The following is a 14,700-nucleotide window of genomic DNA, read 5'->3' on the forward strand; positions in this document are numbered from 1 at the left end:
AGGCGAGCGGGTGGGCCCGGGGAGGGCCCACCCGCTCCGCGACGGATCGAGGCCCATGCCGTACGCCCTTCCCCTGCCCCTGGCGCCGTCCTGGTGGTCCCGGCTGCTCGCGCGCGTGCCGGTACGGGAGCGCCGACCGCGACTGCGCGTCGTCGCCGCCGCCCCGCACGGAGGGGGGACCGCGCCGCCGACCCTCACCGAGCTCTATCTGGCGCGGCGTCTCGACATGGTGCGGCTCGCGTTGTTCCTGGTGGACGACCTGCCGACCGCCGAGGACGTCGTGCAGGACGCGTTCGCCGCCGTGTGCCGCGCCTACGGGACCTCCCTTGACGGGCTCCAGGACCCGGGGGCGTATCTGCACACCGCCGTCGTCAACGCGGCCCGCTCCGTGCTGCGCCGCCGCCGCACCGCGCGCGCGTACGTCCCGCCGCACCCGGGTGCCGGCGCGCCCGTCGACGAGGGGCTGCTGCTCGCCGAGGAGCACCGGGACGTGCTGGACGCTCTGGCGGAGCTGACGCGGCGGCAGCGCGAGGTCCTGGTGCTGCGGTACTGGTCGGAGCTGACGGAGGAGCAGATCGCGCGGACGCTCGGGCTCTCGCGGGGCACGGTGAAGTCCACGGCGAGCCGCGCGCTCGACGCCCTGGAGCGGAAGCTCGCGAAGAGAACGGAGACGGGCCGATGAACTCCCCCGCGACCTCCCCCGTCGAGGAACGGCTGCGCGCCGCGCTCGCCGCCCGCGCCGCGCTCGTCACCTCCCGCGACCTGCGGCGCGACCCGCCTCCGCGGGGGCGCCGGTGGGGGACGCGCCGGGTGGCCTCGGTGGCGTGCGCGGTGCTCGGGACGGCCGCCGCCGCGGCCGCCGTGTGCGCCCTCGTGCTGCTCCCGGACGGGCCCGTGACCCCGGTGCCGGCGCCGCCCGCCCGTACCCCGGCGGTCACCGGCGCCCCCTCGACGCCCGCACCGGCCCGGCCCTCCCCGTCCCCCCCGTCCTCCCCGGGCGGCCCGTCCGTCTCGGAGCCCCGGCCGGTGGAGTCGCCGTAGGACGCGGAGAAGGCCGGAACCGATCGGTTCCGGCCTTCCGGGCTGTCTCTGCCGCGCGGGTCCTACTTCTTGACCTCGTCGAGGCAGAGGACGAACTTGTCGGCGTCCCACTGCTGCGCCAGCGCCGAGTGCTCGTCGCCGCACTTGTTCAGGTCGAAGGTGTTGTCGATGACCTTGACGACCTTGAACAGGTCGGGCTTCCCGGAGGAGCAGTCGACGGTGTCGACCTTCGGGTCGTTGTCGGGGCCGCTGACCGTGACGCACTCGCCGGCCTTGGCGTGCACCGGGGTGTCGCCCGTGAGGTACGGGATGCCGAGCTTCACGGCGACGGCAACGATGATCGCGACGATGACGCCGCCGACCTTCTTGAGCATGGAAAGTTCCTTGGGGGACGCGGGCATGATCAGACGCGAACGTTACATGCATCAAAACGGGCAAAAGTGATCATGAAGATCCACTTCCCGATCAGTTGTCGAGTCGTGATCCCCTCGCCTCCCCCAGGTCACGACCAGTACGCCCGAAGGGTCCCTTTCAGGGCCGCCGCCCCAGCTGCCGCTGGTGGTCCAGGGACCGCCGCAGGTCCACCGGGAGCGCGTGGTACGGGCCGTACGCGCGCTCCGCGTCGAACAGGAGCCGCTGGAGCTCGTCCTGACCGGCCGTGTGCTCGCCCGCCGCGAGGAGCAGCAGCCCGATCCGCTGCCGGATGTCGAAGGCGCGGGCCAGGTCCTGCGCGTAGTACGGCAGGACCGCGCGGAACTCCGCGAGCGCGGCGGCCGTCTCCCCCAGCTGCTCCAGGCACAGGGCCGCGTCGTAACGGAACTGGAGGAACTGCGGGTCCGTCGGGCCCGCCTCCGCGCCGCGGTCCTCCGCGAGCCGGCGCAGCTCCGGCAGCGCGCGCCGGTACTGGCCGTCGTCCATCAGCGTGGAGGCGTACTGCTTGCGCAGGATGCGGACGACCGGCGACCGCTCGCCGTGCTCGGCCGCGGCGGCGGGCAGGATGCCGCCGAGGAGGTCCACGGCCTGGGTGAGCGAGCCCTCCCCGAGCAGCCGCTTCACCTCGTCGACGGCCGCGGCGACGTCGGGCCGCGGCGGCGGCGCCGGCGAGGTCGACCCGCTCGCGTAGATCCGGGGGTCGGTACGGGGATCGGTGCGGGCATCCGTACGGGCGTCGGCGCGGGGACCGGCCGGCGCGGACGGGGGCATCGGCGGGACCGGCGGGGGCACGTGCGCCGCCCTCGCCGTCGCGCGGTCCGGCCAGGGCGCGTGCGGGCGCAGGAACGGTCGGGTCGGGTCCAGCGGTCCCGCCGGGGCGCCGCGCGCGGGCAGCAGCGGCAGCAGGTGCTCGTACACCTCGTGCGCGCCGGACGGCCGCGCCTGCGGGTCCTTGGCGAGCAGCCGCAGGACCAGCGCTTCGAGCGCCTCGGGGACCTCGGGCCGCAGCTGCCGGAGCGGCGCGGGCGGCTCGTACAGGTGCCGGTGGAGCACGCCGAGCGCGGTGGATCCGGCGAACGGCACGTTCCCGCTGAGGAGTTCGTGCAGCAGGATGCCGAGCGCGTACAGGTCGGTGGACGGGCCGACGGCGCCGCCCATGGCCTGCTCCGGCGCCATGTACGCCGGGCTGCCGATGGGCGAACCGGTCTGGGTGAGCCGGGTGGTGTCGGTGTCCAGGACGGAGGCGACGCCCAGGTCGAGGACGGTCAGCGCCCCGTCCGGGCGGACCATCACGTTCCGCGGCTTGAGGTCGCGGTGCACGATCGGCACGGCGTGCACGGCGGCGAGCACCGCGCAGAGCTGCGCGGCGACGCAGACCGCCCACTCCCAGGGGTACGGGTCGTGCTCGGCGAGGTGGTCGGCGAGGTCGGAGCCCTCCACGTACTGCATGACGAGGTAGAGGTCGTCGCCGTCGCTGCCGGCGTCGTGCACGGTCACCAGGCCGGGGTGGTCGACCTGCGCGGTCACCCGGCACTCCCGCACGAAGCGGCGCCGCAGCTCCTCGGCGGCGGTGGCGGGGCCGGTCATGGTGGCCGGGCGGAGCAGCTTCACCGCGACCCGGCGGTCGAGGCGTCCGTCGTACGCCGTCCAGACCTGGCCCATCCCGCCCTGGCCGATGACGGTGGCGAGCTCGTAACGCCCGCCGATGACCCGCCCGTTCACCTACGGCCTTCGCCTTCCCCGGAGTTGTCGCCGGTGTCCCTCCTGAGCAGGTCGCTCAGCTCGTCGAGCTCGGCGCGGACCTGGTCGATGCGGGGGCCGGGCGCGGCGGGCGGCGGGGCGACCGGGCGGGCGTACGGGTTCTGGTCGCCGATCGCGCTCGGGACCGTGACGGCGGAGGCGGGGTCGTAGCCCGGCGGGAGGTACGCGGGGGCCGCGCCGCCCCGGTCCATCCGGCGGATCTCCGTCACCAGGTAGTACGTGATGGGGCCCGCCACCAGGAGCATCATGATGCCGACGGCGACGAAGGCCTCCGCGGTGCTGCCCTCCTTGTCGCCGGTCGCGGCCGCGTACGCGAACAGACCCGCCCCCACCGCGAACGTCACGCCGAACAGCACCCAGTCCAGCGCCCTGCGGGTGAGGACCGCGACGCGCAGCATCGGCGCCCAGGCCAGGAAGCCGCAGCTGAGCAGCGCGAGGGCGCAGAAGAGGACGAGCAGCGCGACCCGGCCACCGGTGGCGGGGCTCTTCGGGGGCTGCGGAACCTGCGGGGCCTGCGGGGGGCCGTACATCCTGCTGCTCCTGCTCGGACGGATCGGGTGCGGAGACGAGCGTATACACCCCCGCGGACAACGGTTCCGGGATACCCGGAACCGTTGTCGAACCGATCGGGAGCAGGACGGCGCGACCGCCCTACGGGGCCACCGTGCCGTCCGCCAGGCCGTCGTACAGGCCCTGCACCAGCTGGTCGCCGAGGCGGGCCGCCAGCCGCAGCGACTCCTCGAACTCGGCGAGCGCCCGGAACCGCTCCCCGAACCGGCGCTGTTCGGCCAGGGGCAGGCGCGGCAGCTGGAGGCGGCGCACGTCGAGGCGGGTCGCGGTGGAGGCGTAGCTGCTGGCCTGCCGGGTGTTGGCGGTGGCCCGGAGGAACCCGGCCAGGAACCAGGGGTCGAGGGTCGCCGGGTCGGGGCGGAGCAGCTGGAGGTTGCGGCCGAGCGCGGCGCCCTCGGCGGAGGCGTCGACGACCCGGACGGCCGCGCCGCCGCCGAGCACCGGGACGACGACGTCCCCGGCTTCGAGGAGGACCGGCTCCTCGGGCGGGCCGTCGGGCAGCGTCCCGGAGGGCGGCTGGGCGGCGAGGACGTCGTGGTCGGTGAGGACGGCGACCGGGGCGGAGGCGGGGGCGGTGCCCGTGCCTCCGGAGCGCAGGGCGAGGGCTCCGGCGCGGGCGAGTTCGCCGACGGTGGTCGTGGGCCGGCCGAGGCCGCCGCCGGAGGCCGGGTCGGTCACGGGCGGCGGGGTCAGTTCGCGGGTGCGGCGCAGGGTCCGGTCCAGCCGCTCGCGCACCCCGGTCAGCTGCGCCGCGCCCTCGGCGGCGGCCGGCGGCGGGAGGTGGCGGGCGGGGGCGAGGTCGACGTCGTCGTCGAGGAGTTCGATGACGGTCACGGAGCGGCTCGCGCCGGGGGTCCCGGCGAGGGTCCCGTCCCGGTCGAAGGAGGTCCAGGCGTCCAGTACGGCGGTGTGGACGGCCGGCCAGTCGATCCGGTCGCGGGCGTCGCGGGCCGGGCCCGCGTGCTCGGACGCGGTGTCGACGAGGAGGAGTTCGGCGGGGTGCCGCTCGCCCGGGACGGGCCTGCGCAGCACCCACAGGTGGAGCGGGATGCCGTACGGCGGGGCGGCGCCGGCGGGGAGGGCGACGACCGCGCGCAGGGCGCCCCGGCGGAGCAGGTCGGCGCGGATGCGGCGGCCGGAGCGGCGGGAGGCGGCGGCGGGCGGCATGAGGAGGACGGCGGTGCCGCCGGGGCGCAGGCGGGCCAGGGCGTGCTGGACCCAGGCGAGCTCGGACTCCGTGCGGGCCGGGAAGCCGTACTCCCAGCGCGGGTCGTAGGCCAGTTCGTCGTGGCCCCAGTTCCGCTCGTTGAACGGCGGGTGGCACAGGACGGCGTCCGCCGCGAGCGTCGGGAAGGCGTCGGCGCGCAGGCTGTCGCCGGACCGGACGCGGATGTCGGCGTCGGTGGCGAGCGCCAGGCGCAGGGCGGTGAGCGCGGCGAGGTCGTGGTCGGCGTCCTGGCCGCAGACGGCGCCGGGCCGCTCGACCGCGCTCAGCAGGCCGCCGGTCCCGGAGGCGGGGTCGAGGACGGTGAGCGGGACGCCGTCCTGGTCCGGCTTGGGGGGCGCGGCGAGCGCCGCCATGAGGGCGGCGGGGCCGGGCGGGGTGAGCGTGTACTGCCGGGGGTTGGCGTCGAGGTGACGGCCGAGCAGGAACTCGAAGGCCTCGCGGACCCCGGTCTCGGCCGCGAGCTCGGCGGCCCCGCGCAGCAGCGGGAGGGAGACGGCGAGGGCGGGGGCGCTGGGGGTGAGGACGGCCCGCTCGGGGCCGAGGCGCTCGGTGAGCGTCTCCTCCAGGGCGACGGGCAGCACCTCCGCGAGCCGCTCGTCGGGGAGTTCGGCCAGCGCCGGCCAGGCCGCGGACCTGTCCCGTACGAGGAGGAGGGCGCAGCCCGCGTGGACGAGGGCGGTGACGGCGCCGGCCGGGTGGCCCGCGACCTGCTGCCAGACGCGCTCCTTGAGCGGCACCTCGGCCAGCTTGCCCTGGGCGCGCAGCCACCGCTCGACGTCCGCGAGGGCGAAGGAGGGGCTGGTCTCCGTGCCTCCGACGGGCTTGGGGAAGTCGGGATGGCGGCGGCGCCAGTTGCTGACGGCGGCCCGGCCGACCCCGGCGAGCCGGGCGATCCCGGCGGCGGTCACCTCGGCCTCCGTCGTCCCGCCCGGCTGCTCCGCGCCCGCCTCTGCTGCGTTCTCCGGCACGTGACCCAACTCCCCTGTGGCTCGCCCCTCTGGCTGTGACACCAATCCTAGCGAGGAACGCGCACGCCACCACTTCACAGTGTGAGTCGACTCGTTTTTCGTGAACCGTGTTGACTCGGTTCACAGGCTCTGCTGTGATTGACCCATCGCACCAGACATCGCCTTCGTCCGGGAGGACACACCCATGTCGTACGACACCCAGGTCCCGCCTGCCGCCGCTCCGCAGGCCATGCGCAACGGCCTCGGCACCGCGGCCCTGATCCTCGGCATCATCGGCACGGTCTCCGGTCTCATCCCGCTCTTCTTCTGGCTGGCCGGCATCCTCGGCCTGATCGCCCTGATCCTGGGCCTCGTCGGCAAGGGCCGCGTGAAGCGCGGCGAGGCGAACAACAAGGGAGTGGCGCTCACCGGCGCGATCCTGGGCCTCGCGGCCCTGATCCTCTCGGTCGTCGGCGCGGTCATCACGTTCACGGCCGTCAAGGACGCGGTCGACCAGATCGACAAGGGCATCAAGGACTCGGCCCCGAAGGACCCGGCGGCGAAGAACCTCGCGGACGGCGACAGCTCGGTCTACGACGACAACCTCAAGGTCACGGTCTCGGACCCGAAGGCGTACTCCCCGAGCGAGTTCGCGGCCGGCCACACCGCGGGCAACAAGGCCTACCAGGTGACCGTCGTCATCGAGAACGGCAGCAAGAAGAAGTTCGACGCCGTCGGCGTCACCCTGACCGGGCGGGCCGGCAAGAACGGCGTCACCGCCGAGCAGATCTTCGACGAGAAGGTCGGCACGGGCTTCCAGGGCAGCATCCTCCCCGGCAAGAAGGCCACCGTCACCGTCGCCTTCGACACCCCCAAGGACGCCAAGAACCTGACCGTCGAGGTCAACCCCGGCTTCGACTACAACGCCTCCCAGTGGGAGCTGAAGGTCGGCTGACCCAGGCCCGACCCCGCACCACAAGGACCGGGGCCCTTCGGGGCCCCACCCCCCGTACGACCCCTCTCGGAGACCCCACCATGCACGCCTCCCCCCGCTCCCGCCGCCGTACCGCCCTCGTCGCCGTCCTGGGCGCAGCCCTCGCCCTCGGCACCACCGCCTGCGGCCCGTTCTCGGACGACGCGAAGCCGACCGGGCCCTTCGGGGAGCTGAGCGGTTCGCAGATCGTCGACAAGGCCTTCGCGGCGACGAAGGGCGCGAAGTCCCTGACCGTGGACATCGACGAGCGGAAGGCCGCCGAGCCGTTCAAGGCCTACCTGTCCCTCGACACCCGGGGGCAGTGCACCGGCACGCTGACCACGGGCACGACCAGCACGGTCGAGCTGATCAAGCCGGACCGCAGGAACGTGTACCTGCGCTTCGACGAGGCCTCCCTGCGCGAGCAGGTCAAGGACGAGAGCGCCGAGGTGCAGGAGGCCACCCTCAAGGAGCTCAGGGGCCGCTGGATGAAGGGGTCCGTCTCCGACCCCGACAACAAGGACATGGTGGCGCTCTGCGACCCGAAGCAGCTGCTCGGCGGGTTCGAGCAGGGCGCGAGCGGGATCGTGAAGGGCGCGGAGACCACCGTCGGCGGGCAGAAGGCACTGGCCCTGACGGAGCCGGACGGCAAGGGCGAGAGCAGCACCGTCTACGTGGCCACGCAGGGCACCCCGTACGTCCTGAAGATCGTCACGAAGGGCGGCGAGGAGCCGGGGACGATCACCTTCTCCCACTACGGAAAGCCGGTCGAGGCGAAGGCCCCGGCGGCGAAGGACGTCGTCAAGACCGACTGAGCGACACCCCGCATACGTGAGAGGGCCGTCACCCGGGGGGAACGGCCCTCTCACCCGTACGCCGGACGGGTCAGACGCGGTGGCGCACCCACACGTTGGGCTCCACGTACACCGCGTAGCCGCGCGTGGCCTCGCAGTGGACCGGGACCAGCGCGCCCGCGACCTCGACCGGGCCGTCCGTGTCGAAGGGGAGGCCGGTCCACTCCCGCCACTGCTCGACGGAGCCGGAGACGGTCATGGAGGCCGGGGCCACCGCCTCGATCACGCCGCCCGCGCGCACGTGGACGCGGAGCCACGGGTCGTGCGGCAGGCCGTCGGCCTCCCGCGTCCGGAAGGCGTACTCGTGGATGGAGGCCTCGGCCTCCAGGTGCTTGCCGTTGGGGCGGACCGGGGCGACCAGCTCGGCGAAACCGAGTCGGCCGGCGTTCTCCCGCATGGCGGCGAGCATCGTGTGCGAGAGGCCCTTCCCCAGGTGGCCGATGTCGACGGTGATCTCGATCGCGCTCACGGTGTCGGCCTCCCGGCCGTGCCGCAGGTCGGAGAAGGCCCAGTTGAGGACCTCGTCCCAGCCCCGGGCGGGCAGCTCGCCGCGGCCCTCCGCGTCGAGCCGGAAGGGCACGCTGAAGCCCCGGGCGACGACCGCGCCCCCGGCGTCGGTGGCGACGAGCACGTACTCCGGGAACTCCCGGACGATCCGGCCCATGTTGGCCCAGCCGACCGGGTCGTACAGCATGAACTCGGGCCACAGGTCCTTCATGGACCACATCGCCCCTTCGAGCTCGGGTCGTTCGGCGAGGGTGGTGATGTGAATGTCCATGCGGCGAGGTTAAAGATCGCCCACCAGGCCGCTCAAACGTTTTTCCCGAGGAAGCTACGGGAGCTTCTGCTGCGGGCAGGTGCCGAGGACCTTCTTCATCGCGTCCCGCTCCCCCGCCGTCACCCACACCCCGTACTTCTTCTTCACCGCGACCTGCCGGGCCACGTACGTGCAGCGGTAGGCCCGGTTCGGCGGCAGCCAGGTGGCGGCGTCGCCATCGGACTTGCCGCGGTTGGCGGCGGCGTCGACGGCGAGGAGGTTGAGCGGGTCGTTGGCGAAGCGGCGCCGGGTCTCGCCGTCCCACTTCTGCGCCCCCTTCTGCCAGGCGTCGGAGAGCGCGACGACGTGGTCGATGTCGACCTTGGAGCGGCCCCGGACGTAGCGGACGGTGGTGCCGGTGTACGGGTCGTCGGTGAGGGTCCCGGAGGCGACCTTGCAGCGGCCGTCCGTGAAGCGGACGCCGGTCAGGTCCCGCTTGAGTATGTCGTCACGGGTGCCGCAGCCGTTCCTGTCGACGTCCACCCAGGCGCGGCCGAACTTCTCCCGCTCGTACCCGGTCTTCGGGGCGCGGCCCTTGACGGTGAGCGTGTCCACGGCGGCGAGCGCCGTGCCGGGCGCGCCGGCCCTCCCGCCCGAGCCGCCCCCGTTCTGTGAACAGGCGCCGGCTGTGAGCGCGACGGTGACGGCGAGGGCCGCGGGCAGGATCGTTCGACGTGTCAGCACCCTCGGATCCTAGGCCGTGGCACGCCGGGACCTGGGGATCTTCGGTCCCGAATCGGACGGACCGAAGGTCCCGGGATCGACGCGCCGTCAGATCCTTCCCCCAGATCCTTCCGCCAGATCCCTCCCCCAGATCCCTCCCTCAGATCTTTCCGATGCCGAGGGTGTTCTCGGCGGGCAGCAGACCGGAGCCGACGATCGTGAGCCAGGGCCCGCCCAGGAGGGTGTCGAGCCGGGCGGTGTCCTCCGCGCCGAGGGCCTCCCACGGGCCCGCGGCCAGTTCGTCCGTACGGCGCTCGACCTCGGCGCGCAGGGCGCGGCCGGCGTCGGTGGCCGCCCCCTCCGGGTCGACGAGACCGCGTGCGGCGAGCCGCTCGCGGGCCGCCTTCCACGCCTCCGCGCTCCAGCCCCGGCTCTCGAAGACCGGTTCCGGCGCGGCTCCGACGGCCGCGAAGGAGACGAGCGACTCGGCCGGGTCGAGGCCGGCGGCGATCAGGGCGGCGATGTGGCCGTCGCCCCGGTGCTCGCGGAGGATCGTCGCCGCCTGCCAGAGGACGAGGTGCGGGGCGTCGGGCCAGGGCAGCTCGGCGTGGGCGGCGGCGAGCGGGCGGCCTTCGAGCGCGGCCGCCTCGGCGGCGCGGCGGGCGATCCCGGCGGCCTCGGCGAGCGCGGGGCCTTCGACGGCCTCCGCGCCGAGGAGGGCCCGGTAGGTCCGGTCGACGGCGCGGAGCCGGGCGGCGAGGACCTCGGCGGGGGCGGCGACCTCCCAGGCTGCGGGGACGTGCCGGGCGACCTTCTCGGGGCTGAAGCCGTAGAAGGCGGAGGCGACCCGGACGGGTCCGACGGGCCCGAGGGCGGCGGCGCGCCAGGCGAAGTAGGAGGGCCAGCGGTCGGCGGTCTCGTACCCGAGGGCCCCGGCCTCGTCGAAGGCCTCGGGGGCGTAGTAGAGCACGGCGTGCAGGGGTTCGAGCAGGTGCCACATCTGACGTACGCGAGCGGTGTCCATGGTGTCCTCCCGGCTTCATCCACATCTTGCCACTGACAAGATTGCGCGCCGGGCGAGAACTTGTCAATGACTAGACGAGGGCTAGGCTGCTGCCATGACGAGCGAGAACAAGACGAGCCGGAGCACCTACCACCACGGCGACCTGAGGCAGGCGATCCTCGCCGCCGCACTCGACGTGATCGCCGCCGAGGGCCCCGGGGCGCTGAGCCTGCGCGACCTCGCGCGCCGCGCGGGCGTCTCGCACGCCGCGCCCGCCCACCACTTCAAGGACCGCACGGGCCTGCTCACCGCGATCGCCGCCCAGGGCTACGAGCTCCTCGCCACCGGCCTCGCGGGGACGCCCGACCTGCGCGAACGGGGAGTGCGCTACGTGCGCTTCGCGCGGGAGCACCCGGCGCACTTCCAGGTCATGTTCCAGCCGGAGCTGCTGCGCGCCGACGACCCGGACCTCCTCGCCGCCAAGGAGCGCGCCTCCGCCGAACTCCGCGCGGGCGTCGCCGGTCTGCGCGGCGCCCCCGACCCCCGTACCGCCGGCATCGCCGCCTGGTCGCTCGCCCACGGCTTCGCGACGCTGCTCCTCACCCACAACGTGCGGGAGGCGGTCGGCGAGCTCGACCCCGAGGAGTACTTCCGCTCGCTCACCGGCCTGCTCTTCTCGCAGGCCGGTGAACAGCACGGCGCCCCCTGAGACCAGGGGGCGCCGCACGACGACAGCGGCCTCAGCCGCCGAGGATCGTCGTCAGGAACTCGCCCGTCCACGCGAGGAGTTCACGGCCCACCACCGGCTTGCCGCCGATCTTGCCGGTCGTCGGGCGCGGCACCAGGATCTGGTGGACGGCCGGCTTGATGACGGACTTCGGGTGGAGGCGCTTGAGGCGCAACTCCTGGGACTCGCGCAACTCCACCGGCGCGAAGCGGATGTTGGAGCCCTGGAGGACGATCTCGCCGACCCCGCAGGCACGTGCGAGCATCCGCAGGCCCGCGACGAGGAGCAGGTTCTCCACCGGCTCGGGCAGCTTGCCGTACCGGTCGGTGAGCTCCTCGCGTACGGCCCGGATGTCCTCCTCCGAGTTCGCGGAGGCGATCGAGCGGTACGCCTGGAGCCGCAGCCGCTCGCCCGGCGCGTAGTCGTGCGGCATGTGGGCGTCGACCGGGAGCTCGATCTTCACCTCCAGCGGGGCCTCCTCCTCGACGCCGCCCTCCATCTGCGCCCGGTAGTCGGCGACGGCCTCGCCGACCATCCGCACGTACAGGTCGAAGCCGACGCCCGCGATGTGGCCGGACTGCTCGCCGCCGAGCAGGTTGCCCGCGCCGCGGATCTCCAGGTCCTTCATGGCGACGTACATGCCGGCGCCCATCTCGGTGTGCTGGGCGATCGTCGCGAGCCGCTCGTGCGCGGTCTCCGTGAGCGGCTTCTCCGGCGGGTAGAGGAAGTACGCGTAACCCCGCTCCCGGCCTCGTCCGACCCGGCCGCGCAGCTGGTGGAGCTGGCTGAGGCCGAAGTTGTCGCCGCGCTCGACGATGAGGGTGTTGGCGTTGGAGATGTCGATGCCGGACTCGACGATCGTCGTCGAGACGAGCACGTCGAACTTCTTCTCCCAGAAGTCGACCACGACCTGCTCCAGAGCCTGCTCCGACATCTGGCCGTGGGCGGTCGCGATCCGCGCCTCGGGGACGATCTCGCGCAGCCGCGCGGCCGCCCGGTCGATGGAGTCGACCCGGTTGTGGATGTAGAAGACCTGGCCCTCGCGCAGGAGTTCACGCCGGATCGCGGCGCCGATCTGCTTCTCCTCGTACGGACCGACGAAGGTGAGGACCGGGTGCCGCTCCTCGGGGGGCGTCGTGATCGTCGACATCTCCCTGATCCCCGTCACCGCCATCTCCAGGGTGCGCGGGATCGGGGTGGCGGACATCGTCAGGACGTCGACGTTGGCCCGGAGCTTCTTCAGCTGCTCCTTGTGCTCGACGCCGAAGCGCTGCTCCTCGTCGACGATGACCAGGCCCAGGTCCTTGAACTTCGTCTCGGAGGAGAAGAGGCGGTGGGTGCCGATGACGACGTCGACCGAGCCCTCCCGGAGCCCCTCCATGGTCGCCTTCGACTCGGTGTCCGTCTGGAAGCGGGACAGCGCCCGCACCTTCACCGGGAACTGCGAGTACCGCTCGCTGAACGTGCCGAAGTGCTGCTGCACGAGCAGCGTCGTCGGGACGAGGACCGCGACCTGCTTGCCGTCCTGGACGGCCTTGAAGGCGGCCCGCACCGCGATCTCCGTCTTGCCGTAGCCGACGTCGCCGCAGATCAGACGGTCCATGGGGACCGTCTTCTCCATGTCCTCCTTCACCTCGGCGATGGTGGACAGCTGGTCGGGCGTCTCCGCGTACGGGAAGGCGTCCTCCAGCTCCCGCTGCCAGGGGGTGTCCGGACCGAAGGCGTGCCCGGGGGCCGCCATCCGCGCGCTGTACAGCTTGATCAGATCGGCCGCGATCTCCTTCACGGCCTTCTTCGCGCGCTGCTTCGTCTTCGTCCAGTCCGCGCCGCCGAGCCGGTGCAGCGTCGGCGCCTCGCCGCCCACGTACTTGGTGACCTGCTCCAGCTGGTCGGTCGGGATGTACAGCCGGTCGCCGGGCTGGCCGCGCTTCGCGGGCGCGTACTCGACGAGGAGGTACTCGCGGGTCGCGCCCTGCACGGTCCGCTGCACCATCTCGATGTACCGGCCGACGCCGTGCTGCTCGTGCACGATGTAGTCGCCGACCTCCAGGGTCAGCGGGTCGATCGTCTTGCGGCGCTTGGCGGGCATCCGCTGCCCGTCCTTGCCGGCCGCCTTCTGCCCCGACAGGTCGGTCTCGGTGAGCACGGCCAGCTTGAGCGCCGGGTCGACGAAGCCGTAGTCGATGGAACCCGTCGACACGTGCACGACCGACGGCGAGATCTCCGCGAGGTCCGCGTCGAGGCGGGCGGCGATGCCCTCGCCGCCGAGGACCTCGACCGTGCGGGACGCGGGGCCGTGGGCCTCCGTCACGTACACCGTCCGCCAGCCGTCGGCCAGCCAGCCCTTGGTGTCGGCGAGCGCGCGGGCGGTGTCGCCGCGGTACGACTCGGGGGCGTGCATCCCGAGGGTGAGCGTGTCGGCCGCCTGGTCGGCGTCCGCCGCGAACGGCGACACCGACCACCAGGCCATGCCCAGCTCGCCCGCCCGGTCCCGTACGTCCGCGATGCCCCACAGGGAGGCCGCGCCGACGTCGATCGGGGCCTCGCCGCCGCCGGCGGTCGCCGCCCAGGAGGCCTGGAGGAACTCCTGGCTGGTGGCGACGAGGTCGGCGGCCCGGGTCCGCACCCGCTCCGGGTCGCAGACGACGGCCATCGACCCCTTGGGCAGGACGTCGAGCAGCAGCTCCATGTCGTCGACGAGGACCGGCGCGAGGGACTCCATGCCCTCCACCGCGATCCCCTCGGCGATCTTGCCGAGCAGCTCGCCCAGCTCGGGGTGCTCCTCGGCGAGCGCCGCGGCCCTCTCGCGCACCTCGTCGGTCAGCAGCAGCTCCCGGCAGGGCGGCGCCCACAGTCCGTGCTCGGCGACCTCCAGGGACCGCTGGTCGGCGACCTTGAAGTACCGGATCTCCTCGACGTCGTCGCCCCAGAACTCGATCCGGAGCGGGTGCTCCTCGGTCGGCGGGAAGACGTCCAGGATGCCGCCGCGCACGGCGAACTCACCGCGCTTCTCGACGAGCTCGACACGGGAGTACGCGGCGGCCGCGAGCCCCTCGACGACCTCGTTCAGATCGGCGGTCTGGCCCGACCTCAGCGCCACCGGCTCCAGATCCCCCAGCCCCTTGACCTGCGGCTGGAGTACGGACCGGATGGGCGCGACGACGACGGAGACGGGGCCGGCGGCGGGGTCGTCCGCGCTCGGGTGCGCGAGCCGCCGCAGCACGGCGAGCCGGCGCCCGACCGTGTCGGAACGGGGCGAGAGCCGCTCGTGCGGCAGCGTCTCCCAGGAGGGGTACTCGACGACCGTGTCCGGGTCGAGGAGCGACCGCAGCGCCGCCGCCAGGTCCTCGGCCTCCCGGCCCGTCGCGGTCACCGCCAGCACCGGCCGCCCCGAGTCCCGCGCCAGCGCCGCCACCGCGAACGGCCTCGCCGCCGCCGGCCCCACCAGGTCCACCTGCGGGCGGTTCCCGTCGGCCGCGGCCTTCACCGCCTCGGCGAGGGCGGCGTCCTTGACGACGACGTCGAGCAGACCGTGCAGACTCATGGACTTCCATCCCCGGTTCGGACAACGCGAACGACCCGACACGTCTCACGGGCCGGGTGATGCCGGACCCCCACGGCCCGGCGCGTCCCCAGCCTACGACGTGCCGCTGTCACTCGCCCGAAGGACGGGGGCCGCTCGGG

Annotated in this window: 13 protein-coding genes; 5 read left to right on the plus strand and 8 right to left on the minus strand. The window is 73.6% G+C overall.

Annotated elements, in window-relative coordinates:
- Positions 1-55 precede the first annotated feature (55 nt).
- Positions 56-682 (plus strand): RNA polymerase sigma factor, encoded by a 627-nt coding sequence (locus ACH4TP_RS20600; RefSeq protein ID WP_398438740.1) that lies wholly within the window; start codon positions 56-58, stop codon positions 680-682.
- Complete coding sequence (locus ACH4TP_RS20605; RefSeq protein ID WP_398438741.1) at positions 679-1,041, plus strand: hypothetical protein; 363 nt, start codon at positions 679-681, stop codon at positions 1,039-1,041. The genes ACH4TP_RS20600 and ACH4TP_RS20605 overlap by 4 nt, the downstream gene beginning before the upstream one ends.
- 62 nt (positions 1,042-1,103) lie before the next feature.
- Here the strand turns inward: ACH4TP_RS20605 and ACH4TP_RS20610 are convergent, their stop codons facing one another.
- The 4 genes from ACH4TP_RS20610 to ACH4TP_RS20625 form a co-directional block, all read right to left on the minus strand.
- The gene (locus ACH4TP_RS20610) at positions 1,104-1,415 is read right to left on the minus strand and encodes a hypothetical protein (RefSeq protein WP_389227910.1); all 312 of its coding nucleotides are present in this window, start codon (positions 1,413-1,415) and stop codon (positions 1,104-1,106) included.
- A gap of 157 nt (positions 1,416-1,572) precedes the next feature.
- Positions 1,573-3,195, minus strand: a complete 1,623-nt coding sequence (locus ACH4TP_RS20615; RefSeq protein WP_389227907.1) for a protein kinase — start codon at positions 3,193-3,195, stop codon at positions 1,573-1,575.
- A complete protein-coding gene (locus ACH4TP_RS20620; RefSeq protein ID WP_389227904.1) occupies positions 3,192-3,764 on the minus strand; it encodes a hypothetical protein in 573 nt (190 codons plus the stop codon). The genes ACH4TP_RS20615 and ACH4TP_RS20620 overlap by 4 nt, the downstream gene beginning before the upstream one ends.
- A gap of 121 nt (positions 3,765-3,885) precedes the next feature.
- Positions 3,886-6,000 (minus strand): N-6 DNA methylase, encoded by a 2,115-nt coding sequence (locus tag ACH4TP_RS20625; protein WP_389227901.1) that lies wholly within the window; start codon positions 5,998-6,000, stop codon positions 3,886-3,888.
- A gap of 184 nt (positions 6,001-6,184) precedes the next feature.
- Between ACH4TP_RS20625 and ACH4TP_RS20630 the strand changes: the two genes are divergently transcribed.
- Positions 6,185-6,934 (plus strand): DUF4190 domain-containing protein, encoded by a 750-nt coding sequence (locus ACH4TP_RS20630; protein ID WP_398438742.1) that lies wholly within the window; start codon positions 6,185-6,187, stop codon positions 6,932-6,934.
- 80 nt (positions 6,935-7,014) lie between these two features.
- Positions 7,015-7,767: a hypothetical protein gene (locus ACH4TP_RS20635; protein ID WP_398438743.1), complete on the plus strand. Its 753-nt coding sequence runs from the start codon at positions 7,015-7,017 to the stop codon at positions 7,765-7,767.
- Positions 7,768-7,837: 70 nt separating this feature from the next.
- Here ACH4TP_RS20635 and ACH4TP_RS20640 read toward each other — a convergent pair whose 3' ends face one another.
- The 3 genes from ACH4TP_RS20640 to ACH4TP_RS20650 all read right to left on the minus strand — a co-directional run bounded on the left by ACH4TP_RS20640 (position 7,838) and on the right by ACH4TP_RS20650 (position 10,310).
- Complete coding sequence (locus ACH4TP_RS20640; RefSeq protein ID WP_398438744.1) at positions 7,838-8,584, minus strand: N-acetyltransferase; 747 nt, start codon at positions 8,582-8,584, stop codon at positions 7,838-7,840.
- A gap of 54 nt (positions 8,585-8,638) precedes the next feature.
- Complete coding sequence (locus ACH4TP_RS20645) at positions 8,639-9,304, minus strand: HNH endonuclease family protein (protein WP_398438957.1); 666 nt, start codon at positions 9,302-9,304, stop codon at positions 8,639-8,641.
- 142 nt (positions 9,305-9,446) lie between these two features.
- Entirely contained in the window at positions 9,447-10,310 is an 864-nt protein-coding gene (locus tag ACH4TP_RS20650; protein ID WP_398438745.1) for a hypothetical protein, read from the minus strand.
- Between the two features lie 94 nt (positions 10,311-10,404).
- On the opposite strand from ACH4TP_RS20650, the gene ACH4TP_RS20655 reads away from it, so the two are divergent.
- Positions 10,405-10,998 (plus strand): TetR/AcrR family transcriptional regulator, encoded by a 594-nt coding sequence (locus tag ACH4TP_RS20655; RefSeq protein ID WP_398187947.1) that lies wholly within the window; start codon positions 10,405-10,407, stop codon positions 10,996-10,998.
- 31 nt (positions 10,999-11,029) lie between these two features.
- Here the strand turns inward: ACH4TP_RS20655 and mfd are convergent, their stop codons facing one another.
- The gene (gene mfd / locus ACH4TP_RS20660) at positions 11,030-14,560 is read right to left on the minus strand and encodes a transcription-repair coupling factor (protein ID WP_398187950.1); all 3,531 of its coding nucleotides are present in this window, start codon (positions 14,558-14,560) and stop codon (positions 11,030-11,032) included.
- Positions 14,561-14,700 lie beyond the last annotated feature (140 nt).

It is taken from the genome of Streptomyces sp. NPDC021012, from assembly GCF_044333355.1.
Classification (GTDB): domain Bacteria; phylum Actinomycetota; class Actinomycetes; order Streptomycetales; family Streptomycetaceae; genus Streptomyces.

What these genes read in the sequence shown, in the direction of transcription:
- ACH4TP_RS20630 (WP_398438742.1), top strand. Translation starts at nt 6,185, where the DNA reads ATGTCGTACGACACCCAGGTCCCGCCTGCCGCCGCTCCGCAGGCCATG.
- ACH4TP_RS20600 (WP_398438740.1), top strand. Translation starts at nt 56, where the DNA reads ATGCCGTACGCCCTTCCCCTGCCCCTGGCGCCGTCCTGGTGGTCCCGG.
- mfd (WP_398187950.1), bottom strand. Translation starts at nt 14,560, where the DNA reads ATGAGTCTGCACGGTCTGCTCGACGTCGTCGTCAAGGACGCCGCCCTC.
- ACH4TP_RS20640 (WP_398438744.1), bottom strand. Translation starts at nt 8,584, where the DNA reads ATGGACATTCACATCACCACCCTCGCCGAACGACCCGAGCTCGAAGGG.
- ACH4TP_RS20650 (WP_398438745.1), bottom strand. Translation starts at nt 10,310, where the DNA reads ATGGACACCGCTCGCGTACGTCAGATGTGGCACCTGCTCGAACCCCTG.
- ACH4TP_RS20610 (WP_389227910.1), bottom strand. Translation starts at nt 1,415, where the DNA reads ATGCTCAAGAAGGTCGGCGGCGTCATCGTCGCGATCATCGTTGCCGTC.
- ACH4TP_RS20655 (WP_398187947.1), top strand. Translation starts at nt 10,405, where the DNA reads ATGACGAGCGAGAACAAGACGAGCCGGAGCACCTACCACCACGGCGAC.
- ACH4TP_RS20605 (WP_398438741.1), top strand. Translation starts at nt 679, where the DNA reads ATGAACTCCCCCGCGACCTCCCCCGTCGAGGAACGGCTGCGCGCCGCG.
- ACH4TP_RS20620 (WP_389227904.1), bottom strand. Translation starts at nt 3,764, where the DNA reads ATGTACGGCCCCCCGCAGGCCCCGCAGGTTCCGCAGCCCCCGAAGAGC.
- ACH4TP_RS20635 (WP_398438743.1), top strand. Translation starts at nt 7,015, where the DNA reads ATGCACGCCTCCCCCCGCTCCCGCCGCCGTACCGCCCTCGTCGCCGTC.